The organism is Microtetraspora malaysiensis (genome assembly GCF_050947145.1).
GTDB classification, from domain to species: Bacteria; Actinomycetota; Actinomycetes; order Streptosporangiales; family Streptosporangiaceae; genus Microtetraspora_A; species Microtetraspora_A malaysiensis.
In genome coordinates, this window is the sequence record NZ_CP191998.1 from 5240643 (window position 1) to 5262457 (window position 21815).

At 67.6% G+C, this 21815-nt stretch carries 20 protein-coding genes and 1 pseudogene; 10 read left to right on the forward strand and 11 right to left on the reverse strand.

From position 1 onward, the window contains the following. Positions 1 to 143 precede the first annotated feature (143 nt). Together ACQP1V_RS24860 and ACQP1V_RS24865 are read left to right on the forward strand one after the other, a co-directional pair. Positions 144 to 1208 (forward strand): sodium:calcium antiporter, encoded by a 1065-nt coding sequence (locus ACQP1V_RS24860; protein WP_433412195.1) that lies wholly within the window; start codon positions 144 to 146, stop codon positions 1206 to 1208. 49 nt (positions 1209 to 1257) lie between these two features. Further along, entirely contained in the window at positions 1258 to 2799 is a 1542-nt protein-coding gene (locus ACQP1V_RS24865) for an LCP family protein (protein ID WP_433412197.1), read from the forward strand. A gap of 48 nt (positions 2800 to 2847) precedes the next feature. On the opposite strand, the gene ACQP1V_RS24870 is transcribed toward ACQP1V_RS24865, so the two are convergent. From ACQP1V_RS24870 to ACQP1V_RS24885, 4 genes are all read right to left on the reverse strand, one after another. Further along, the gene (locus ACQP1V_RS24870; protein WP_433412199.1) at positions 2848 to 4467 is read right to left on the reverse strand and encodes an OmpA family protein; all 1620 of its coding nucleotides are present in this window, start codon (positions 4465 to 4467) and stop codon (positions 2848 to 2850) included. Between the two features lie 151 nt (positions 4468 to 4618). Beyond that, positions 4619 to 5035, reverse strand: a complete 417-nt coding sequence (locus ACQP1V_RS24875) for a hypothetical protein (RefSeq protein WP_433412201.1) — start codon at positions 5033 to 5035, stop codon at positions 4619 to 4621. Between the two features lie 59 nt (positions 5036 to 5094). Further along, positions 5095 to 5946, reverse strand: a complete 852-nt coding sequence (locus ACQP1V_RS24880; protein WP_433412203.1) for an alpha/beta fold hydrolase — start codon at positions 5944 to 5946, stop codon at positions 5095 to 5097. A 263-nt stretch (positions 5947 to 6209) separates the two neighbouring features. Further along, the gene (locus ACQP1V_RS24885; protein ID WP_433412205.1) at positions 6210 to 6866 is read right to left on the reverse strand and encodes an NAD(P)H-binding protein; all 657 of its coding nucleotides are present in this window, start codon (positions 6864 to 6866) and stop codon (positions 6210 to 6212) included. Between the two features lie 263 nt (positions 6867 to 7129). Between ACQP1V_RS24885 and ACQP1V_RS24890 the strand changes: the two are divergent. The 3 genes and pseudogenes from ACQP1V_RS24890 to ACQP1V_RS24900 all read left to right on the forward strand — a co-directional run bounded on the left by ACQP1V_RS24890 (position 7130) and on the right by ACQP1V_RS24900 (position 10177). Continuing rightward, a pseudogene (locus ACQP1V_RS24890) lies at positions 7130 to 8067 on the forward strand (AraC family transcriptional regulator). Positions 8068 to 8293: 226 nt separating this feature from the next. Beyond that, positions 8294 to 8782 (forward strand): N-acetyltransferase family protein, encoded by a 489-nt coding sequence (locus ACQP1V_RS24895; RefSeq protein WP_433412207.1) that lies wholly within the window; start codon positions 8294 to 8296, stop codon positions 8780 to 8782. Positions 8783 to 8911: 129 nt separating this feature from the next. After that, positions 8912 to 10177 (forward strand): valine--pyruvate transaminase, encoded by a 1266-nt coding sequence (locus ACQP1V_RS24900; protein ID WP_433412209.1) that lies wholly within the window; start codon positions 8912 to 8914, stop codon positions 10175 to 10177. Between the two features lie 199 nt (positions 10178 to 10376). Here the strand turns inward: ACQP1V_RS24900 and ACQP1V_RS24905 are convergent, their stop codons facing one another. Continuing rightward, positions 10377 to 10760 carry a hypothetical protein gene (locus ACQP1V_RS24905; protein WP_433412211.1) on the reverse strand — a complete coding sequence of 128 codons (384 nt, stop codon included), beginning with the start codon at positions 10758 to 10760 and terminating at the stop codon, positions 10377 to 10379. A 163-nt stretch (positions 10761 to 10923) separates the two neighbouring features. On the opposite strand from ACQP1V_RS24905, the gene ACQP1V_RS24910 reads away from it, so the two are divergent. Then, positions 10924 to 12051 (forward strand): IS5 family transposase, encoded by a 1128-nt coding sequence (locus tag ACQP1V_RS24910; RefSeq protein ID WP_433412213.1) that lies wholly within the window; start codon positions 10924 to 10926, stop codon positions 12049 to 12051. A gap of 391 nt (positions 12052 to 12442) precedes the next feature. On the opposite strand, the gene ACQP1V_RS24915 is transcribed toward ACQP1V_RS24910, so the two are convergent. Beyond that, positions 12443 to 13966, reverse strand: a complete 1524-nt coding sequence (locus ACQP1V_RS24915; RefSeq protein WP_433412214.1) for an extracellular solute-binding protein — start codon at positions 13964 to 13966, stop codon at positions 12443 to 12445. A gap of 464 nt (positions 13967 to 14430) precedes the next feature. Between ACQP1V_RS24915 and ACQP1V_RS24920 the strand changes: the two genes are divergently transcribed. Next, positions 14431 to 15330 (forward strand): DNA-processing protein DprA, encoded by a 900-nt coding sequence (locus tag ACQP1V_RS24920; RefSeq protein WP_433412216.1) that lies wholly within the window; start codon positions 14431 to 14433, stop codon positions 15328 to 15330. Between the two features lie 282 nt (positions 15331 to 15612). On the opposite strand, the gene ACQP1V_RS24925 is transcribed toward ACQP1V_RS24920, so the two are convergent. Continuing rightward, positions 15613 to 16799 (reverse strand): IS3 family transposase gene (locus ACQP1V_RS24925; RefSeq protein ID WP_433412153.1). Its coding sequence is split into 2 segments (ribosomal slippage): positions 15613 to 16527 and positions 16530 to 16799, totalling 1185 coding nucleotides; the frame shifts between segments, so codons are not numbered across the junction. A 123-nt stretch (positions 16800 to 16922) separates the two neighbouring features. Between ACQP1V_RS24925 and ACQP1V_RS24930 the strand changes: the two genes are divergently transcribed. Beyond that, a complete protein-coding gene (locus ACQP1V_RS24930) occupies positions 16923 to 17462 on the forward strand; it encodes a hypothetical protein (RefSeq protein WP_433412217.1) in 540 nt (179 codons plus the stop codon). Positions 17463 to 17577: 115 nt separating this feature from the next. On the opposite strand, the gene ACQP1V_RS24935 is transcribed toward ACQP1V_RS24930, so the two are convergent. Both ACQP1V_RS24935 and ACQP1V_RS24940 read right to left on the reverse strand, forming a co-directional pair. Then, positions 17578 to 18405, reverse strand: coding sequence for an NAD(P)H-binding protein (locus ACQP1V_RS24935; protein WP_433412219.1), 828 nt, complete (start codon positions 18403 to 18405; stop codon positions 17578 to 17580). 55 nt (positions 18406 to 18460) lie between these two features. Then, positions 18461 to 18961 carry a DUF1772 domain-containing protein gene (locus tag ACQP1V_RS24940; RefSeq protein ID WP_433412221.1) on the reverse strand — a complete coding sequence of 167 codons (501 nt, stop codon included), beginning with the start codon at positions 18959 to 18961 and terminating at the stop codon, positions 18461 to 18463. A gap of 134 nt (positions 18962 to 19095) precedes the next feature. Between ACQP1V_RS24940 and ACQP1V_RS24945 the strand changes: the two genes are divergently transcribed. Next, complete coding sequence (locus ACQP1V_RS24945) at positions 19096 to 20037, forward strand: AraC family transcriptional regulator (protein WP_433412223.1); 942 nt, start codon at positions 19096 to 19098, stop codon at positions 20035 to 20037. A gap of 40 nt (positions 20038 to 20077) precedes the next feature. Further along, complete coding sequence (locus ACQP1V_RS24950; RefSeq protein ID WP_433412225.1) at positions 20078 to 20257, forward strand: DUF4396 domain-containing protein; 180 nt, start codon at positions 20078 to 20080, stop codon at positions 20255 to 20257. 11 nt (positions 20258 to 20268) lie between these two features. Here the strand turns inward: ACQP1V_RS24950 and ACQP1V_RS24955 are convergent, their stop codons facing one another. Both ACQP1V_RS24955 and ACQP1V_RS24960 read right to left on the reverse strand, forming a co-directional pair. Continuing rightward, complete coding sequence (locus ACQP1V_RS24955) at positions 20269 to 20880, reverse strand: TetR/AcrR family transcriptional regulator (RefSeq protein ID WP_433412227.1); 612 nt, start codon at positions 20878 to 20880, stop codon at positions 20269 to 20271. 173 nt (positions 20881 to 21053) lie between these two features. Beyond that, positions 21054 to 21554 carry a DUF6653 family protein gene (locus tag ACQP1V_RS24960; protein WP_433412229.1) on the reverse strand — a complete coding sequence of 167 codons (501 nt, stop codon included), beginning with the start codon at positions 21552 to 21554 and terminating at the stop codon, positions 21054 to 21056. Between the last annotated feature and the right edge of the window lie 261 nt (positions 21555 to 21815).

Here is a 21815-nt window from a genome sequence, read left to right on the forward strand (position 1 = left end):
GCCGGGCCTGCGATCTCATGCGGGCGGGCGAGACCTTCGGCCTATTGTCGATGACGTGTGCGCATCGCGGGCCGAAGCCGTACCGCCGCCTTCCACGCCGGTCGACCTCGAACCCCGCGGATGCGGGAAGGTTGGACGAGGTCGTGCTGAATGTCCTGTTGCTCATCGCCTGCGCGGTGGCGATCTACTTCTCCTGTGAGTGGTTCGTCAACGCGGTCGAATGGCTGGGCGAGCGGCTGAATGTCGGGAAGATGGCGGTGGGCACCATCCTGGCCGCCTTCGGAACCGCGCTGCCCGAATCCGTGGTGACACTGGTCGCGGTGACCACCGGCGACACGGAGGAGGCCAGGAACATCGGAGTGGGCGCGGCCATGGGTGGCCCGCTGGCCCTGGCCACCGTCGCGTACGGCGTGAGCGGTGTGGTCCTGCTCCTCCACCGGCGCAAGCGCCGTGCGGCTGTCATGGTGGCGGGCTCCGGCGCGGTTGAGGCGGACCCTCCGGGGAGCTCCGCGCAGGCCCTGGGGACCGCGCGGGATATGGCCCGCCTGGCCAAGGACCAGCAGTGGTTCCTGCCGATCTTCATCGTCAAGGTCGGGCTCGGCCTGGTCGCCTTCGCGTTCAAGCCCGTGCTGGGTCTGGTCTTCTTCGCCGCCTACGCCGTGTATTTCTGGCGGGAGATCCGCGGCGGGCACGACGAGGACGGCGAGGACGACGAGCTGGAATTGGAACCGCTGAAGTTCCAGCCCAAGGCCGCCTCACCGGCCACCTGGGCGGTGATCGCCCAGACCCTGGCCACTCTCGTGGTGATCTTCTTCGCGTCACGTCTGTTCGTGAACCAGCTTGAGATCATCGGCCCGATGATCGGATTGTCCGCCTCCGTCACGGCGCTGTTGCTGTCGCCCATCGCCACGGAGCTTCCCGAGACCATGAATGCGATCATCTGGATTCGACAGGGAAAGACCAAACTGGCTCTGGCCAACATCTCCGGTGCCATGATGATCCAGGCCACCGTGCCGAGCGGGTTGGGGCTGTTGTTCACCGCCTGGAAGTTCGACAGCGCTCTCCTGTGGTCGGGGCTGGTCACCATGGCGGCGATCGTCTACCTGCTGGCGACCATGCGCGCCCACAAGCTGACCCCGCTACGACTTGGTGTGGCGGCCGGCTTCTACCTGGTCTTCGCACTCGGGCTCATCCCGATCCTCACCTGAGGCTCCAGCTGACGCGGCAGATCACCGCGGCGCAGAGAGGGCAGTGGACGTGGACAAGCACAACACAACGCTGGAGAACGGTCCCGACGGGCCATCGCGTGCCGGACAGCCCACCCGGGTGGACCGTGGCGACCGGCCGGGCGGCGCCCGTGCCGGCGCGGGCCGACGCCGCGTCCACCGGCCTGCCGTCCGGCGCGTGTCCTCGCGGCGAATCCTGCGCTGGTCGGCGGCCCTCGCCGCCGCGGTGCTGCTGCCGACCGTAGGTGCGGCCTATCTGGGCTACACCCAGCTGTCCGGCAACATCACCCACGAGAAAGTCACCGACCGCCTCGGCACGGTGCGGCCGCCCAAATACACCAAGGCCCTCAACATCCTGCTGATCGGCTCCGACACCCGCGCCGGGGAGAACGCACGGTTCGGGCACACCGCCGGCGCCCGCTCGGACACCATCATCCTGCTGCACATATCGCCACGCCGCGACGGCGCCACCGCGATCAGCTTCCCCCGTGACCTCATGGTGGACGCCCCGGCGTGCACCACGGCCACCGGCGCGGCCGTCCCGCCCGCTCTGGAAATGATCAATGCCACGTTCAGCGCGGGCGGCGCGGCGTGCACCTGGAAGACGATCGAGTCCGTCACCGGCATCCACATCGATCACTTCATGCAGATCGACTTCACGGGATTCAAGAGAATGGTCGACGCGCTGGGAGGGGTGGAGGTGTGCCTGCCCGAGGCGGTGAACGATCCCAAGTCTCATCTGGAACTGGCCGCCGGGCGCCACACCGTCACCGGCAATACCGCGCTCGCCTACGTACGCACCCGCTACGCGCTCGGCGACGGGTCCGATCTCGGCCGGATCAGGCGCCAGCAGCTGTTCATGGCCGCCATGGTCCGCAAGGCCACAAGCACCGGCCTGATCACCAGCCCCGTCCGCCTCTACAAATTCCTCAACGCCGCGACCAAGTCCCTCACCACCGACGACGACCTGGATCTGGGCACCCTGCGCACGATCGCCGACAGCGTCCGGGGCATGAGCACGGGCCAGGTCCGTTTCCTCACCGTCCCCAACCACTACTGGGAGGTCGACCCCAACCGGGTCGCGCTCACCCAGCCCCAAGCCGCCCAGCTGTTCACCGCCGTCAGCAAGGACACGCACGCTCCCGCCGCGAACCCGCCGAACTCCGCATCGCCTGGGTCGACCACCCCCACCCGGGCGACGGTCTCGGTCCGTGTGGTCAACGGCAGCGGGCGCGCCGGCCTGGCCCGTCGGGTCACCGCCCGGCTCCGGAACCTGGGATTCACCCGGGCCGTCGTCGCCACCGCGCCGACATCCGCCTCTCGCACCGCGATCCGCACCACGATGGCCGGCCAGGCGGCGACACGGGTCCTGGCCGGAGCGCTCACCCGCTCCCCCGCCCTCACGCGCGAGGTCGGCACCGGCAGGACTCTCACGCTGGTGCTCGGCGACGACTGGGCCGCCGCGCCCGGCCGGCAGGGGATCCGGCTACGCGATGCCGCGTCCGCCGGCATCATCCGGGCCTCGACGCTCTCCTCTGGGGTGACAGCCAGGACCGGCGCCTGCCACGCCTGAGCGCGCAGGCACGCGAGCCCGAACCTGGGCCGGGGCGCGGCCGCCCGCTTACGCGGGCGGCCGACTCCACGCCGGGCGATGCGGGTTCACCGGCACCCGGCGCTCCTGGACCGGCACCTCCAACTCCCGGAAGTTTGCGATCTTGACGTTCAGCGTTGCCACGTCATCGGGCAGCGCGAACAGGTCCCAGAACTCCTTCGCCTGGCCCGGCCCGAACTTCTCGGTGCTCAACCGCACTCCGGACAAGTCGCTGCACGCGCAGTAGGAGTCGACACGGCCGTCGTCGGTAGGCGCCTGGAGGCGTCCGGGCAGGTACTGGCGCCTCGCCTTCACATCAGTCAAGGTGACGTTGGCGGCGGCCTGGTGCCGGAATGACATCCAATCCCGCGAGTGGTGCAGTTCGTTGAACCAGGCCGCGCGGTCGCCCTCGTTGGTGATGCGGTACGTGAGCATGCCAAGGCCGTCCGGCAGCCGCCGCAGGCCGGTCACCTCCATGGAGATCGGCTGACCGCCCGCCTTTCCGGTGCTCTTCAGCCCGGCCCCGCCCGGGGTGGCCGAGGTCGAGGAGGTGGCGGCCCGCTCGGTCTCGACGGCCTGCGGCCGGGCGAACGTCACCGTGACCCGGCGGTTGCGCCGCCTGCCCTCCTCGGAGTCGTTGCTGTAGAGCGGACGACGCGAGCCGTACCCCTTGGCTTCGAACCCGACGCCCTTCCGGGTGATGAGCGCGGACAGCGCCCGCTGTACGGCCTGGGCGCGGGAGGCGGAAAGCGGCTCGTTGATGGCGTCGGTGCCGGAGGAGTCCGCATGCCCCTCCACCTTCACCGCGGGCCCGGCCGAGGAGTCGATCAGCTTCGCGGTGCGGGCCAGGGTCGCCCTGGCCTTCGGGGTGAGCGTGGCCTTGTTCACCGCGAACAGTACGTCCGAGGAGAGGTTCACATGGAGGTCCTTGCCGTCGTCCGCCGTCTCGTCGGACCGGTCAAGCGCTTCGGACGGCGTAACGACCTCACGCATCACGGTCGTGACGGGTTCGGCATCGGGGTCGGGGATGAGCATGCCGGGAGGGGTGACGGGTGGCTCGTCACTGATCGGCACATCCGGCATCGGGGGGCCGACAGGAGTGACCACTGTGGTGGTGGCGGCGGTGCCGGTGGGGGCGGGCATGACCGCGTACAGCGCCAGCGATGCTCCGGGGGCGATGAAGTAGTCGAGGCCGTCACGTTCCTGGTCACTGCACAGGCAGGGGGAGTCGGAGTCGGTCGGCTTGTAGGGCAGGATCCAGGTGCGGGCGGCGGCGTCGAGCACACCGATGCCCGACGCCCACTGGATCTTCCCCAGCGGGCGCGTCAGGTCACCCATCTCGCCGGTCCATGTCAGCTTTCTGGTGCCTGTGTTGGTGAGCCTGAGCTGCACGACCAGGTGCTTGCCCTTGACCCTGTTCAGTCCGACGGCCTCAACCTTGAGCTCCGGGTTCATGGTGCTGCGCGTCTCGGCCAGCGCGGGCTGCGGTGCCGGCTCGGACGCGTCGGGAGCGGCTGAGGCAGCGGTCGCCGCCGCGCTGCCGGAGGATGTAGGGGGCGGCGCGGAGTTCGGTGGCGCGACGTCCCCCGCTCCCCCACAGGCCGACAGCATGAACAGTGCCAAGAACGGTGCAGCAGTTCTAAAACTCACCCGGTCAATACTGCCTGATCTTGGGCCGGGGGCCACCGTCGAGGCGATCATTCAATGGCGGAAGCCCAGCTCGGCTGTGTCGACCTAGGCTTTCTCGCCGGTGCGCCGCCGGGACCCGACCTCGGCCCGCCCATCCCGGCCGGCCGCTCAACTAGGGCGTGTAGACCTGGGAGACCTTCACGATCCGCTTACTGGAGTCGAACCACACGTAGAAGCCCATCGTCCTGGCGGAGGACGGCTTCAGGTGCGTACGCAGCCATTCGTAGCTCACCCGCTTGGAGGCCGAGCCGTGCGCCAGGATGTTGACGTAGAGCTTGGCCTTCGGGGCGACCTTGTAGTCGCTCCACTTGCCGGTCCGCTTCCAGCTCCACGCCTCGAACTCGGGATTCGGCCAGATCTTGCCCATGGCGAAGCCCAGGTAGCCGTCATGGGCGGGGGCGAGGAAACCGAACCGCTTGACCGTGGCTGTGGTTGTGGCCGTGGCCGTGGTTGGGGCTGCGGCTGTGGCCGCCTCAGCGGGAGCGGCCACGGCCAGGGCGAGGATCGCCCCGAAGAAGATTCTTCTCATAAGGGAACAAGTATCGCGATCTCCCGGCTCTCGCCAACACGCCTACATCGCCTCGGCACCTACTCGCCGGAGGGGGTGCGGTCGCCGTTCAGGAGCCAGTCCAGGGTGGCCGGGGTCGCGTCGAAATGACCCGCGTGGCCCGCGTCGGACTGAACGAGCAATGTCGCGGTCGGGATACGAGCGCCGAGCCAGCGAGCGTGCGCGACCGGTACGACCGGGTCGAGTTCGCCGTGCCACAGCCGTACTGGCACGGTGATGGTCGTGGGGGCGAAACCCCACGGGCTCCCGAACAGAGCCATGACGTCGTCGACCCAGCCCTCGATGCCGGGGCGGACCGCTTCGGCGTACGCGGCCGTGAGCATGGCACTGATCTCGGGACGGGTGAGAACGGCGGCCTCGGTCGCGGGCAGCTGCGGCGGGCCGGACGAGTTCGTCCCCAGGTGGGCCGCCATCGCCTCGCGGTCCTGCAGGGCGACGGCGGCGCTGCGGATGTTGCCGTCCATCATCCCGGCGGTCCAGTCGAGTCCGCCGGCGTCGCGCGGCGCCAGCGCGGCAAGCGAGGCCACCCGGGTGACCCGGTCGGGGTGACGAGCCGCGAACGCCAACGCGTGCGGGCCGCCGCCCGAGACTCCGTAGACGGCGAAGCGGTCAAGGCCGAGGGCGTCGGCGACGGCGGCGACATCGTCGGCGCCATCCACCACGCGGCGTCCGGGCCTCGGGGTGGAGCCGCCGAACCCCGGCCGGTCAAAAGTGATCAGCCGGATGCCGCGCTCAGTGAACACGGAGTCGTCCGGGTGGCGAGCCAGCCGGCCCATCGGACTGCCGTGCAGGTAGAACACAGGGGTACCGTCCGGGACGCCCCATTCCTCCACCGCGAGGAGACGGCCGTCCGTCGTGCTTACTTCACGCATGCCGGGAATCTACCGCCCAGATAGACAGCGTGATCATGGTTTCATTCTCGGCGAATCCGCGGTGGCGAGCTTCCCCGCCCGCAGACACCTGATCCGGCGCGGAGGCCCCGGCGATGCGGATCAGTCAGCGGTCATGGGGTCGCCATAGGGTTTCCGCCCTGGCGGCGAAGAACGCGATCAGCTCTTCGCAATACATGCCGCCGCGTGACGGGCACCCTCCCAAGGCAAGGGTGCCCATCACGCGGTTCGTCGGTTGGCCGCGCTCAGTTCCAGTGGCCTGCGGCGGCGGTCTCGGCGACATAGTCCTCGAACGGCCTGGGTGGCCGGCCGAGAGCGCGTTCCACGCCGTCCGAGACCGCGGAGCCCCGGCCGTTGCGGATCTCCACGAGGAGACCGGTGAGCCGTCGGGCGACGTCGGCCGGGACGCCGTTGGCCACTTGACGCTCGACGAAGACGTCGGGGTCGACGTCGATGTGACGGATCGTGCGCCCGGTGGCCTTGCCGATGAGGTCGGCCGCCGCACCGAAGCTGATCGCCCGCGGGCCGGTGAGCTGGTAGATCTGGCCGCTGTGGCGGTCTTCGGTCAGCGCGGACGCGGCCACCTCGGCGATGTCCTCGGCGTCGACGAACGGCGTGCGGCCGTCACCGGTGGGCAGGGTCAAAGCCCCGGCGAGGAGCCCCGCCAGCCAGAAGCTCTCACTGAAGTTCTGCGCGAACCAGTCCGGTCGCAGGATGGTCCAGTCGACACCGGAGTCGCGCACGGCCCGCTCGGCGGGCTTGAGGGGATGACTGTCGTCGGCCTCGCCGACACCGTAGGCCGACAGCAACACCAGCCGCCGCACGCCCGCGGCAACCGCTTCGGCCACGAACCCGGGGATGCGCGCATGGTGGTCGACACTCGCCCGCAGGTCGGGCTCCATGACGTAGGCGGCGGTGACGCCGTCGAGCGCGGGCGCCCACGTCGTCGGGTCGCCCAGGTCGAAGGGGATGTCACCGGCGGTGCGGGAGCGCCGTCCGTGCCGGCCGTCCGGCGTCCAGGAGACGCCGGATGATGCGGCGACCGGCCTTGCCAGTGCCGCCGAGGATGAGGATGTTCTTCATTCCATTCAGGGAACTCCAGAATTCGAAGACGATCCATGGGAGAACGTCCGGCGTGCATTTGTGATCGTCTACCGTGAACGGCGTGGACGTCCTGAGCGATCTGCTGCACCGGGCCCGAGCCCAAACCGCGCTGGTCAGGCAGTTGGTCCAGCGTCCGCCATGGTCGCTGACCTTCGCCGACGCTCCTCCGCTCACGGTCGTGACCACCCTCGGCGGCCACGCCTCGATCCGGCTGGACGACGACGCCGCGTCCGTGCGTCTTGCCGCCGGTGACATCGCCCTCATCAGCGCCACCCGCCGGTACACGATCGCCGACCCTCCGTCGACCCCGCCCCAGGTCGTCATTCAGGGGCAGCAGAAATACGTCGTCGGCGGACGCGAGGAGGCGGCAGAGGCGCACCGGAGTCTGGCCCCCCGCACCTACGGCGACGGTCTACCCGGGGCCACGATCATGATCCGGGGCGGCTACGAGCTCCGCGGCGACGTGGGCGACCGCCTACTGGACATGCTCCCGCCGCTGGCGGTCGTGCCCGCCGGGCCGCGGACCCGGGCAGCGCTGGATCTGCTCGCCGCCGAGGTCGCCTGTGACGAACCCGGCCAGGACGCCATCCTCGACCGGCTCCTGGATCTCGTGCTCGTGCTGGCGTTGCGAGCCTGGTGCGCCAGACCGGAGTCGGAACTGCCCGCCTGGCATCGGGCGCTGGCCGACCCCGCCATCGGCGACGCGCTACGGCATCTGCACGAGGATCCCGCCCATCGCTGGACGGTCGCGGCGCTGGCCGCCAAGGTCGGCATGTCCCGCGCCGCTTTCGCCGCACGCTTCACCAGCCTGGTCGGCGCCCGCTCACCTACCTCACCAGCTGGCGGATGACCTTGGCGGCGGACCTGCTCCGTGACACCGAGGCGACCGTCGCCGCCGTGGCCCGCACGGTCGGGTACGAGGACGCCTTCGCCTTCAGCGTGGCGTTCAAGCGCGCCCGCGGCGTCAGTCCCTCGGTCTGGCGCCGCCGGGTGCACTGATCCCGGCGCCGCGTTCCGACCCGGATCGTCCTACTCGTCCGATCGAATGAGACGCCCGGGCCAGGCGGTTCATCGAACGTGCCAACGCCCTGTCGCACGCACTGCCCGGCCAGGACTTCACCAAAAGACACAGTGCCACAAAAGCGACAATCGGTGCCATTAATACTCTCCAGTATTTCGGGCCGCACACTGCTAAAAATATGGACCAAGGGAGTAAGCTGACCGAATGATCATCAGGGATGCCGACGATCACGATTGGGCGGACATTTACCCCTTCTACGCTGCAATCATGGCGGAAGGGCGGACATATCCATTTCCGGAGAACCAGACCCTCGAAGAGGCCCGGCCGTGGTGGATGGAACAGGCGCCCGGGAAAACCGTCGTCGCGGTCAGCGACGGTGTCATCATCGGCTCGGCCAAGATGGGCCCCAACCGGCCCGGACGGGCCTCGCATGTGGCGACCGCGTCCTTCCTGGTCGATCCCACGCACCAGGGAAAGGGCACCGGCCGGGCGCTGGGACAGTACGTGCTCGACTGGTGCCGCGCCGAGGGGTTCCACAGCATCCAGTTCAACGCGGTGGTCGAGTCGAATCACCGAGCCGTCCACCTGTGGCGTTCCCTCGGCTTCGACGTGATCGGCACCGTTCCCGAGGCGTTCGACCACCCGGATGACGGCCTCGTCGGCCTGCATGTCATGTATCAGCGCCTGAAGTGACAGTCACCCCGTCGCACGGCCCGCCCGAGCCGGCGGCCGGCGTCTGTGCGGCGGCACACTCACCTGACATCGCCGGCGCCGTGTGCATGTGCTGGTAGCCGGCGAGATCCAAGAAGGGGATACGGAAGAGTGCAGTTATCGCGGAGCGGCCAGAAGATGTCCGATATGTCGGGCCTTCGCGCCATCATGGAGGACGTCGCGACTTCCACCGCCGTGGACGCGTCCGACTGGCTGAACCTGAGCATCGGCAACCCTGCCTCGATCAAGGAGGTCATCGACGCCTGGAGCAGCCTGACCGCGACCGTCGCGGCAGAGGACTTCACCGCGACGAGCAGCCGGTACGGGCCTTCGCGCGGCATGCCCGCCTTGGTCGAGGAGATCGTCCGCTCTTTCAACGCCCGCTACGGCTGGGACATCACGGCGGACAATGTCGTAGTGGGCCCGGGCAGCCAGATGCTCTTCTTCATCGCCACCGCCCTGTTCGCGGGCCCGGCCGGGGAGGACTCGTTCCGGCGTGTCGTCCTGCCCATGACGCCGGACTACGCCGGCTACATGGGATTGTCCCTGGAGCCGGACGGCGTGGCCGGCATCGCCCCCGAAGTAGAGCTGACCGGCGACCGATCCTTTCGTTACGCCTTCGACTTCGAGGCGCTGGAGCGGTGCCCCGATATCGGCATGCTCCTCCTGTCCAGCCCGAGCAATCCAACCGGCCGGAGTATCGACGGCGAGGAGCTGACCCGGCTGATCGACGTGGCACGTCGGCGTGACGTACCGCTGATCGTCGACCACGCCTACGGCGCCCCTTTCCCACTCGTCGCAGCCTCAGAAGTGGCGCCGCGGTGGGACGATCACGTGATCAACTGCTTCACCTTGTCCAAGGCGGGCCTGCCTGCCGAACGCGTCGGGTTCGCGATCGGACCACGCCATTACATCCAGTCGATGGTGTCGTTCATGGCCAACTCTGTCCTGCACGCCCCGCAGCTCATGCAACTGGTGGCGGCCAGGGCACTGTCCTCCGGGCTGCTGGACTCGCTCGCCTCCTCGGTGATCCGCCCGTTCTACCGGGACCGCCGCAACTATGTGGAGCGCCTGCTGACCGATCTCCTGCCTGATTCGATCAATTGGCGGCTGCACGCGGGAGAAGGCGGGATGTTCTGCTGGCTATGGATCGATCACGACTGGTTCGATGACATGGCCTTGTACCAGCTGATGAAGACGAAGAAGGTGTTCATCGTGCCCGGTCGCCACTTCTTCGTGAATCCGCTCTCGATGGCCCCCGAGGCGACCTACGCCACACGGTGTTTCCGGATCAGTCTCACCCCGGACGAGCACGTGATCGAGGAGGGAGTGGCGAGGATCGCCGAAGGCCTCATGGAGCTGCGCGGCACCTCCTGAGCCTCGGATTTCAGCTACTTCACGGCCCGCCGGAGCCTGGGATCGCGCGTCATCACGACGCGCTCCCATCCGGGCCCGATCCGTACGGCCACTCCGGTTCCCGGGCCATCGTCCTGGTGACGATCCTCCTGAATCCACCCCATCGGCGGCCTTCAGCTGCTTGGCCTCACGACATGAGAACCGCTTCAGCCCTGCCCCGTCAGTCGACACCAAGTTGCCGGCGGACCCGGGCGTAACAACGTCCTGGAGTGAGCGAGGCGACCGACCACGGCAGATTTTCGGGGATCCGATTCCGTGCGCCGGAGAGCAGTCGCTGAGCGCGAGCATGATGTCCGCTGTAGTAGAAGGCGGCGCCGAACAGATGATGTGCTTCGAGCGCCCGGGGATGCGGCTGCGCTTGGGTCTGCCATTGATCCGCCGCGCGCACGAGCTCCTCAGCTGTCTCTCTCCGGCTGAAATAGCCTTCGATCGCGGCTTTGCTGAGAAACGCCGAATCGTTGTCGTCCATCATTCGCCAGGCGACCTCGAAGTGTGCGAGCGCGAGTATCGCCGTGAGCGGATCACCCGGATCTGCGGAGGCCACGGTGTCTCTGGCGAACGCGAGCAGCTCCTCGTGAGAGCCGTACCACTTCTCAGAGCCTGTTAGCGATCGGTTTGGGTGGGTTGGCGTGTCGGCTCTGGAGACAGAAGAGGGCTTCTGATAGTCGAGGGAGTGTCTAGATCACTCGCCCACCAGAAGCCCTTGGATGACTGTCTACCGGTTTCCTGGCGTCAGCGCCAGTTGTGTTGTGCCCGGTTGCCTGTGCCGGGATCGGATCCGGTCGTACCCGTCGGATCTGACCGATGAGCAGTGGCAGGTGCTGCGGCCGGAGGCCGAGGCGGTGATGGCCAGGTTACGCAAGGGCCCAGGCGGTGCACCGACACGTCATGATCTACGGGCGATGCTGGACGCGATCGGCTATGTGACCAGGTACGGGATCGAGTGGCGGGCTATGCCGGTGGACTTCCCGCCATGGCCGGCGGTGTACGCGTTTTTCGAACGCTGGTCCGCCCGGGGGATGCCGCACAGCTTGGTGGATCGGCTGCGCGGCCGGATCCGGGTCGCGGCCGGCCGCAAGGAGGCGCCGACCGCGGCGGTGATCGATGCGCAGAGCGTGAAGGCGGCCGAGACCGTCGGCTCGGCCGCCTGCGGGTACGACGGCGGCAAGAAGATCAAGGGACAGAAGCGGCATATCGCGGTCGACACCCTCGGCCTGCTGATCTGTGTGATCAGCACCGCGGCCTCAGTGCAGGACCGTGACGGTGCCGCTCCGCTGCTGGCCCGGCTGCGGGAGAAGTTCTCCACCATCGGCCTGGTGTGGGCTGACGGCGGCTACGCCGGACGGCTGGTCACCTGGGCCAAGCAAGTCCTGGCCTGCACCATCGAGATCGTCAAGCGCAATGACGACATGAAGGGGTTCGTCGTGCTGCCCCGCCGGTGGGTGGTGGAGAGGTCCTTCGCCTTGCTGATGCGCTACCGCCGTCTGGTCCGCTGCTATGAACGAAAACCGGAGCATCACGAAGCCATGGTGCTGTGGGCCACCGTCCACCACATGACCCGCCGCCTCACCCGTGACCTGGCAGGACTGCCAGCCCACGGCCGCTGGAGCGACCCTCCACCGCTGCCGGCGCCGACCAGCCCCGACCGGCGCGGCAAGGTCCTCGAACTCCTGGCTGCCCAGCCCTGGCGGGCATGGAAGGGCACCGAGCTGGCCGCCATCCTCGGGATCGACAACGTCAACAGCTTCCGCGTCCAGCTGTCCCAATGGTCACGCCAAGGCCACATCAACAAGATCGGCCCTGCCCTCTACGGACCCGCACTTAAGCATCTGTGAACAGGCTCTCACACAGGACTTGGGCGCGGGTGTAGTGACCGGCGAACAGCCGCGGGTCACGCGCTGACAGCTCTTTCCAGATCTGGTCCAGTTCCGGGCGCCCGACCTGCATTCCTATCCCGTGCCACTGGAGTTGCTCCCAAGGGACGGGATCCTCGGGTAGCAGGTGCGCGGCACGGTGGAGCGGTTCCGCCGCCGTCGACAGCACGGACCAGAATTGCTGGAATCGTTCGCCGCCCACGTACTTCGCATAGGAGGCGCCTCGGATTTCCCAAGCGTGCTTGAAACGAGACAGTGACGGTTCGCATTCAGGTGGTGACGAACGTTGTTGCGACAACGGAACACTCGCGGGCGCCGCGGTTTCTGCCGCTTTTAAGAGCAACCGAGGCGATCAATTGTCAGGCGAGCCGCCCGCGGCGACGCTCGCCAGCTTCCGGGGGAAATCGGCCGGATATCGCCCCTTGTTATTGATGGCATACAGGATGCCCTCGCGGAACGTCGCACTGAAATCGGTGTAGTGCGGCGTGACCGGGCGGAGACGCGCTTTCACCACGGCGGCCCTGAGTTCGTCCCGGTAGGGGCGTGTGGCATACGTATACGCATAATCCCGAGTTGGGGCGAATCCCCCGACTTCGAAGAGAATCAATTCGCTGGACGGGCTCGTGAGAAACTCGATCAGCTCCTGGGCCGCCCGCGGCTTTCGGGTCCACGCCGAGACGGCCAGATTCTGCCCCCCGAGCACGCTCTCGTGTGGAAGTTGCGTGACCTCGAGAGAGGGAATCCTGTTCACGGGCTTGACCAGCTTTTCGTACGCCACCGGCCAGTTGCGCATGACACCGGCTCTTCCGCTTGCGAACGCCTGAAGAGCCGCCGTCTCAGAGTCGACCGAATCCTCCGGGTCCTTTCCTCGATAGGCGTCCGCCAGGTCCTTCAATGCGTCGCGGGCGTCCTGGTCGAAGTCGACGGCGCTCTTGTCCGGCGCCAGCACGAGCTGTCCGTCGCGGTTCACCACTTCACCGTCGTGGGCCCAGATCGCCTCCAGCGCGGTGACCGTCAGGCTCTCCGAATTGACCAGCCGGGCCACGTTGGCGGAACCAGGGAAATAATCGTTCCAACTCGTCGGCCCGCGCCCCTCCGAACGCCGGTAGAGCAATCCCGCGTCCGTGTTCCAGGGAAGCGCCCACAGTCCCTCGCGGGTCCCGCTCATGTCCTTGCACGTGTTCAGGACGTTGTCGAGGAAGTCGTCCCCCTTCTCCTTGGGGGATCGCCTGGACTCGTCGATCGGCCGTATGTAGCCGTTTCCGATGAACTCCGGCATGTAGACGACGTCGAGGACGTACACGTCCGCCTCATGGGCGCCGCCCTCTCTCGCGTCATCGACCATTCTCGCGTGCTGTGAATCAGGCTCGGTGCCCAAACCGATGAACTCCACCTTATTGTCCGGGTGGGCCTGATTCCACTGCTGCACGAGTATTCCCCGGGCGTTGGCCGCCCCGCTTTCGTCCCGGGCACTCATGATGCGCAGTACGCCCGGCTCCGGTCCGTCGTCCGGAACCACCCACGCGATCACGGCGAGGACCGTGAGCGCGACCAGGGTGGCGATCACCCTGCTCGGCTTCTTGAAGATCGCTCCCATCCGGTTCAACAATTCGAGAAAGCGAATCCCATCCTCATTCTCGGGCCGCCTCAGAAGCACTCCGGCCAGCCATCCAAGGAAGGTCAGGCCACAAGCCGCGAACACCAGCAGGGCAGCCCCGAGGCAGAGTTTTCCCCACTCCCCGGCATTATCCGGAAAAACCGGCGCATCGTTCACCAGCACAGACCCGACCGCGGTGGAGAGGACAACCGGAACGGCCGCCGCTGCGATCACCAGGATTCGATAGGGCATTCTCAGCGCAGTTTTCCGGTCGTTCATCACCGTCTCCTTGCTCCGGTGGCCGTTCCGGCTCCCGCGCCGCCGGGATACCGGTGGTGGCGGGCTCGACTTTCCGCCCCTCCGAAGAAGGGCAGATCAATGTCGCAGACCACATTTCTTGATCGCGACAATTTGCTATTGCAAACAATAATACATCTGGCACACATAGACCATGCGCCACTTGGCAATAAATGAATTTCGGATATGAAGAAAGTCGAATTTCAGTCGGACGCATATGGTGGACGTCCGTGACGCCACCACCGAGTTGATGTACGGGCCCGGCTGCACCAAGCGGCAGGGAGTCCATGCAGGGAGTCGCCGAACGATGAGTCCAACCCGGCATACTCTCGCCGCCACGGTGCCGGCCTCGGCACGATGGCCCAAGGCAACCACGCCCCGTCGCCGCTTTTGTCGGTGTCGGCGCGTACGTTCACACCGAAACCACGTTCGAGATGGTGATGACCATGACCAGGATCGACGAGCAAGCCGCCGTCCTCGCCCTCACCAAGGCCACCCGCACACAGCCCTGGCACCACACTGCCCGCGTCATCGCCGCCGCAGGCAGCGCCCTCAAGCTCACGGATGGGGATGTCATCGGACTGGACGAGACCGACCAGGCGCACGTCGCCGATCTCCGCTCCCGCGTCAGCGTCGAAGACCTCGATCAGGCACGCGACCTCATCACCACCATGCGCGCCGACGACGTCCACCTCATCACCGTCCTCGACGACACCTACCCCGGCAACATGCTGTGGGCGAACAACTACCCGCCGTTCGTGTGGGTTCGCGGCCGGATGACTCCCGAGGACTACCGGGCCGTCGCCATCGTCGGCGAGTACGACAGCGAGCAGGCCGCCGCAGCCGCCCGCGCTGTGGCCGAGGCCGGGCTTACCGTCATCGCGCCGCTGCGCACCGACCTGGACGCAGCCGTCCACGAGGCCGCACTCGAAGCCGGCGGGCGCACGCTCGGCGTGCTGGTCGGTGGGATAGCCGCACCCGACACGCTCGGGCCGTACACGAATGTCGCGCAGCGGATAGGCCGGTGCGGCGCGTTGGTCTCCCCGTTCTGGCCCGACACCACCCCCACCGACTGCACGATCGCGCAGGAACGCGTCGTGACCTGCGGATTGGCCGCCACCGTGTACATCGTGGACGGCGGCGACGGCGGACCCAGCCACCGCTGCACCGAAAGCGTGCTGAAGACGGGCAAGCATGTCTTCGTGCCCCACCAGCTTCAGCGGGAACACTCGTGGGTCACACAGGCAGGGTTCCGGGGAGGCATCACTGTCGTCCAGGACACTGACAACCTGTCCAAGCACGCAGTCAATCTCGTAGATATGTGCTCCCAAACGACCATGTTCTGATCATGGGTGACGCCAGGGCAGTCACCGACAACGTCATCCATCTGTACAGGAACGTTCCGGCGATACGCTCCGGAGTCTGCCGGATCTGCCACACGGGGCCCAACAACAGGCGCGACACGGGAGAGCCATACGACATCTGCTCAAGTTGCGACCGCACCATGCGCGGGCTCTATCGCCCGGCCACGCATGTGGTGCCCATCTCGTTAGCTGTCCAAAACGGCGACGACAACGGCCTGTACACGATCGTGACTGGGCTTCCCCCCGGGGCGTGGACACCCGGTTTCATGCAGCCAGTTCGGCCACTCTAACAAGCCGATCTTCATAGACGGCCGGGGGTAGGTTCCCGGTCGCCGAGTGCCTTCTCCGGTGGTTGTACCAGGCGATCCAGCGGAAGATCTCGGTACGGGCCTCTACCTCGCTCGACCAGCGGCGCCTGCCCCGGCCGTGCAGCAGTTCACGCTTGAGCGTGGCGTTGAATGCCTCCGCCAGGGCGTTGTCCAGGCACGTCCCGGTCCTGCCCACCGATCGGCGGATCTCGTACTTCTCACACAACTTCGCGAACTCGGCCGAGGTGTACTGACAGCCGCGGTCACCATGAAAGATCACCCCGTCGACCTGGCCGCCTCGCGCTCCGACCGCCGCCGTCAACGCGTCGCTGACCAGCTCGGTCCGCAGATGGTCGGCGATCGACCAGCCGACCAGCCGCCGCGACCCAATATCGATCACCGTCGCGAGATACAGCCACGCGTCACCGACCGGCAGATAGGTGATGTCCCCGCACCACCTCCGGTTGACCTCACCGGCCGTGAAGTCGCGTTTGAGCAGGTCAGGGACCGGCGGAGCGAGCTCGTCAGGGATCGTGGTCCGCCTGCCCTTACGCAGATGCAGCCCGACGATGCCGTTCACGCGCATCAACCGGGCCACCCGCTTGGCGTTGACGCGCTCACCGTCATCACGCAGGTCCGCCGTGATCCGCGGGGAGCCGTTCGTCCCACCCGAGGCGCCATGAAAGCGCCGGATCTTCTCCACGATCCGCTCGTCCTCAACGACACGCGCCGCTCGGGCCGGCTCCCGCCCCAGCCAGGCATAGAAGGCGCTACGCGCCACGTTCAGCACCCGGCACAGCCGCTTGACCCCGTAGACGAGGCGGTGGACGGAGATGAACTGCAAGCGGCCGATCAACGATCCATCTCCTTCGCAAAATACGCGGCTGCCTTGCGGAGGATCTCCTTTTCGATCTCCAGCTCGGCCACCCGCTTACGCAGCCGCGCCAGTTCCTCGCGTTCACTGCGGGCCAGCCCGACTCCGGCATCGGACTCTTGCTGTTCGGCCTCGCGCACCCACACGCGCAGGGTCTCGCGGTTCATCCCCAGTTCCCGCGCGACATCCGCGCAGGTCCGGCGCGACTCGCGGACCAGCTTTACCGCGTCCTTCTTGAACTCATCGCCGTACTTCGACGGACGTGCCACCCGACAGTCTCCCCTTCATGGAACGAGGTCCAATTGTCAGGGGTGTCCACGCCGAAGGGGGAACCTCAGACCCGCAGGGAATTCGTGCCGGCAGCCCCAAGTTGGACGAACTCCCCAACCGTGATGGCGGCGACCCTGGCCCGCTTCTACCAGGCCCACGAAGCATGCCTCACCGGCTTGGCCGGCGGGCCGTTCACGCTGGTGACCTCCATCCCCAGCACCCGAAGGAACCAGCCCATCGAGGCGTTCCACATCCTGACGCAGGTCATCAACAATGTCAGGGCATTGAAGGACCTGCACAAGCCGCAACTTCTGCTGGTCAACGACGAGCACGCGCCAACGCTCAATGCGCGGAACTCCCACCCCGGCGCCTTCCACCTGTTGGGCGCACAGAAAGAACATCAGGTGTTGCGCGGCGAACGGGTACTCCTCGTGGACGACCTGTTCGTGTCCGGCGCCCACGTACAGAGCGCCGCATCCACACTGTTCGAACACGGAGCCGAAGAAGTCGTCGCGCTCGTCATCCTCAGAGTGATCGCCCCATCCGCCGGGCGCCCCAACAGAATGACGATCTGGCAGGAAGCATCAGCCGAACCCTTCGACTTCGACCGCTGCTGCATCTACGACAGGCAAGACCACGCCAAGCACGTAAGCAACCTGTAGCCGCCTCCCACGGCAACGCGGTTCTCGCCTCACTGAGCTGAGAGCGGGCCAACCCGAAAGGGCCTCGGCAGCCTGTGCCGAGGCCCTGCGGGCCTGTCGTTCGAAGCGCTCGGGCCTACGCGTCCCCCGCCTTCCAGATGCCGGTGGCGGCTGCCTCGCGGGCGTAGTCGGCGAAGTCGCGGGGCGACCGTCCCAGAGCGCGCCGCACGCCGTCGCCCAGGGAGGCGTTGCGCCCGTCCAGCACCGTGGTGAACAGATAGATGAGCAGGTCGATGACGTCGGCCGGCACGCCCTCGGCGGCCAGCGCGCTCGCGTAGTCCTCCGGGGAGACCCGGGTGTAGCCGATCTCCCGGCCGGACGCGGCGCCGATGGCGGCGACCGCGTCCGCGAAGGTGAGCAGCCGGGGACCGGTCAGCTCGTAGATCTGGCCGGAATGCCCGTCCTCGGTCAGCGCCGCGACCGCCACGTCGGCGATGTCGTCGGCGTCGACGAACGGCTCGGCCACGTCACCGGCGGGAAGGACAACATGACCGGCCAGGACGGGCTCCAGCAGGTAGTTCTCGCTGAAGTTCTGGTCGAACCAGGCCGCCCGCAGGATCGTCCAGTCGGCTCCGGAGTCGATCAACGCTCGCTCCGCCGCCTGGGCCTCCTCCTCGCCCCGGCCGGACAGCAGGACCAGCCGCCGCGCGCCGGAGTCGACCGCCAGCCGGGCGAACGCGCCGACCGCCTCGGGCGCCCCCGGCACGGCCAGGTCCGGGTAGTACGACACGTACACCGCCCCGACGCCCTGGAGCGCGGGCGCCCACGTCGCCGGGTCCTCCCAGTCGAAGGCGGGGTCACCGGAGCGCGACCCGATCCGAACGGGCACGTCACGCTCGTGGAGCCGGGTCACGACGCGACGGCCGGTCTTGCCGGTGCCGCCCAACACGAGGATCGTCTGCACTGTTTCTCCCTTAAATGTGATGTATGTGGGTGCCAAGTCACTGCCGTCCGAACGCTCAGGAGCGCGCCCAGACGAACCCGGCGAGACCAACGAGGAGCAGGCTGACCAGGCAGAACACCGCACGTACGGTGTTCCACCGGGTCCACCGCCCGGAGAACTCCGCCCAGAGGCGCGCGGCCTCGTCCGGGTCGGCCGGTACGGTCGCCGCCGCGAGCGCCTCGTTCATCGGCACGTTGACGACGACGGTGGGCAGGAACGCGCCCAGCACATACGTCGCGGCGGCGGCGAAGAAGAGGACGGCCGCCGGAGTCTCGCCGAGCGCGAGAAGCAGCCCGCCCGTCACCGCGGACGCGACCGGCGTGCCGAAGAACGAGGCGAAGAACCGCCCGTTGAGGATCTTCTCGTTGACACTGCGCATCGCGGCGATCCCGTGCTCGGCGGCGATCCCGTCGAAGGCCGGCATCACCGAAACCGAGTAGCCGTAGAACAGACCGGCGATCGCGCCGGTCAGGAGAAGTGCCACCACCGCCGAGGCGGCCGTCAACGCGAACAACATCCTTGCTCCTTCAGTCGTGCTCGGATCTCGACCCTGCGGTCGTTCTCCTTGCGTGATCCAATTCAACCCGGATGCTACGAGACAGAACATGGCTCATCTACTCGATTTCATGTTCAGACGTCTACGCTTAGAGCATGGACGCGCTCGCGAGACTGGTGGAGGGCCCGAGGGCCCGGGGAGCCTTCCTGCTCCAGACGATCATGACTCCGCCGTGGTCCGTGCGGATCGAGGACCGGGCCCCGCTCTCCCTGGTCACCGTCGTGCGCGGCGAGGCGTGGGTGGTTCCCGACCGCGGCGACGCCGTACGGCTCCGCCCGGGCGACGTCACGATCACGCGCGGACCGGACGCGTACACCTTCGCGGGCGATCCGGCCGCGCCGCCACGAGTGGTGATCCATCCGGGGCAGCGCTGCACGACTCCCGACGGCGAGGACGTGTCCGAGGCCATGCACCTGGGCGTACGCACCTGGGGAGACAGCCTGGACGGCCCGGCGGCGCTGCTCGTCGGCACCTACCGGCCGAGTTCCGAGATCAGCAGGCGGTTGCTGGACGCGCTGCCGCCACTGCTGGCGCTGCCCGGCGACGCGTGGGAGAGCCCTCTCATCGCGCTGCTGGAGCAGGAGATCTCCCGGGACGAGCCCGGCCAGGAAGTGGTCCTGGACCGGCTGCTCGACCTGCTCCTGGTCACCGTGCTGCGCGCGTGGTTCTCACGCCCCGGCGCGAACACCCCCGGGTGGTACAACGCGTCCGGCGATCCGGTGGTCGGCCCGGCGCTGCGGCTGCTGCACGGCGATCCGGCCCACCCCTGGACGGTGTCCGCGCTGGCCACGGAGGTGGGCGCGTCGCGGGCCGCGCTCTACCGGCGGTTCACCGAGCTGGTCGGGGAGCCGCCCATGTCCTACCTGACGGGCTGGCGGCTGGCCCTGGCCGCCGACCTGCTGCGCGACTCCGACGCCACCGTCGGCGCGGTGGCCGGACAGGTCGGCTACGGCAGCGCCTTCGCGCTGAGCACCGCCTTCAAGCGGGTCCGGGGCGTCAGCCCCCGGGAGTTCCGCAGGACTGCCGTGCCGATCTGACGCGGTTCCGCCGTAGCAGGAATACCCCATCGACAACACGGTGACGGTCATCGTTCCCGGCGCCATGGACGCCGGCCTCGCCACCGTCCTGTTCTGGGCGGCTCTGGCGCTCTCCCTCGCCCTCGCCCTCGCTTTCGCCTTCGTGCTGACCGTGCCGATCAACCGCTGGCTGATCGGCAAGGGTCTCAGGCACGCCGTCGTCCGCGCCTACCACCGCTGATCGCGCCCAGGTCACCTTTGCGGGGTGAGACCCGAGGCGACGATGTCGACGAGCAGGTCGAGGATCTTGTGGTGGAGATCGGGGTCACCGAGCCGGTCGGCGAACATCGGCACCAGCAGCACGCACTGCAGCACGCCGATGATCACGGCCGGGTCGGCGTGGACGAGCTCACCGCGACCAGAGCGGTCAGCGACGAATTCCATCAATGCCGTGACAGGGTTGTCGCTCATGGCGGTGACCCGCGCCGGATCGAGCTTGCGGGCCACAGCCTGCATTTCCTCCGGGTGGGTCATCAGGCGGCGCCACAGTGGGTTGGCCGACAGTTCGGCGAGGGTGGCGTGCAGGAAGCGGCGCAGCCCCTCACGCGGGTCGTCGGTGCCCAGCAGTGCGCCGTCGATGACCCGGCGCTTGACCTCGCCGGACTGGCGGATCATCAGCTCCAGATACAGCGCTTCCTTGGAGTCGAAGAAGACGTAGAAGCTGCTCTTGGCCACTCCGGTGGGGGCCATCAGCTCCTCCAACGAGGTTTTGCGCAGCCCTTGGGCGGTGAACAGCTTCTCCCCGGTCTCCAGGAGCAGGGCGGTGATGCGGGCCTTTTCCTCGGCGGTGAACGCGGGTGGCATCGGAGACAACCTTCCTTCACGCGAACGCTTTGTTCATATGTTTTCACGGGTACGTGCGGACGCGGCCTCACGTGTGGGAGCCGCCAGGATCCGCCGGCGGCGCGGGTGCGCCGTCCCAGGGGTGTGCATGGTTGTCTCATCTTCTTTCGGGGCACGGCACTGCGGCCAGGGAGTTACTCGACGTCGCCCTCTGCGGCGGTCCGCCGCAGGCCCTCTTCATAGATGGCGACGAATCGGTCGATCTGCCACAGCTGGGAGATGAAGACGAGCGCCCAGCCGAAGACCGCGGGCCAGGCCTCGACGCGGACCAGGCCGTACACCATGATCGCGGCGCCGACGGCGGCCATGGCGATCACCCACCGGATCGCGGGCCGGTGCGCCTCGGCCGCCAGCGACCGGTCGGCGGCGTACATCTTCTCGCCGTAGATGCCCTTCTCCGCCCAACTGCGCGGCTCGTGGACCGGCTTGAACGCGTGCGGGTTGATCCACATCCAGATCACGCCCGCCGCGATCGGCGCCAGCGCCCACCAGCCGAACACGTCACGGAAGTAGATCGGCAGCAGGATCGGCGCCAGCCCGGCCATCCGGCTCCACACGCTCCAGGCGTTGGCGTGCCGCTTCCACGAGTCGTCGTTGAGTCCGAACGTCGCCGCGGCGGCCTGGGTGAGCTTCATCGTCACTCCTCGAAGAGGGGGTCGGCCGGGCACCCCCCGGCCGTGTATCCATAAAACCAGATTGGAGATTTGTTTTCAAACGACCTCTCGACACCCCGCCTTCGGCGCTGTGCGCGGTGGATTCTCTCGCTGTAGAGCGGCGGGGCACGCAGGTTCGCGTACGCGAGAGCCGCGTCTTCACAAGGTATTCCACAAACAGTAAGATCATCTTTCTGCTCGGCCGTGCTGATCAGCCGGGCCGATTTCCGCATGCTGACGGGG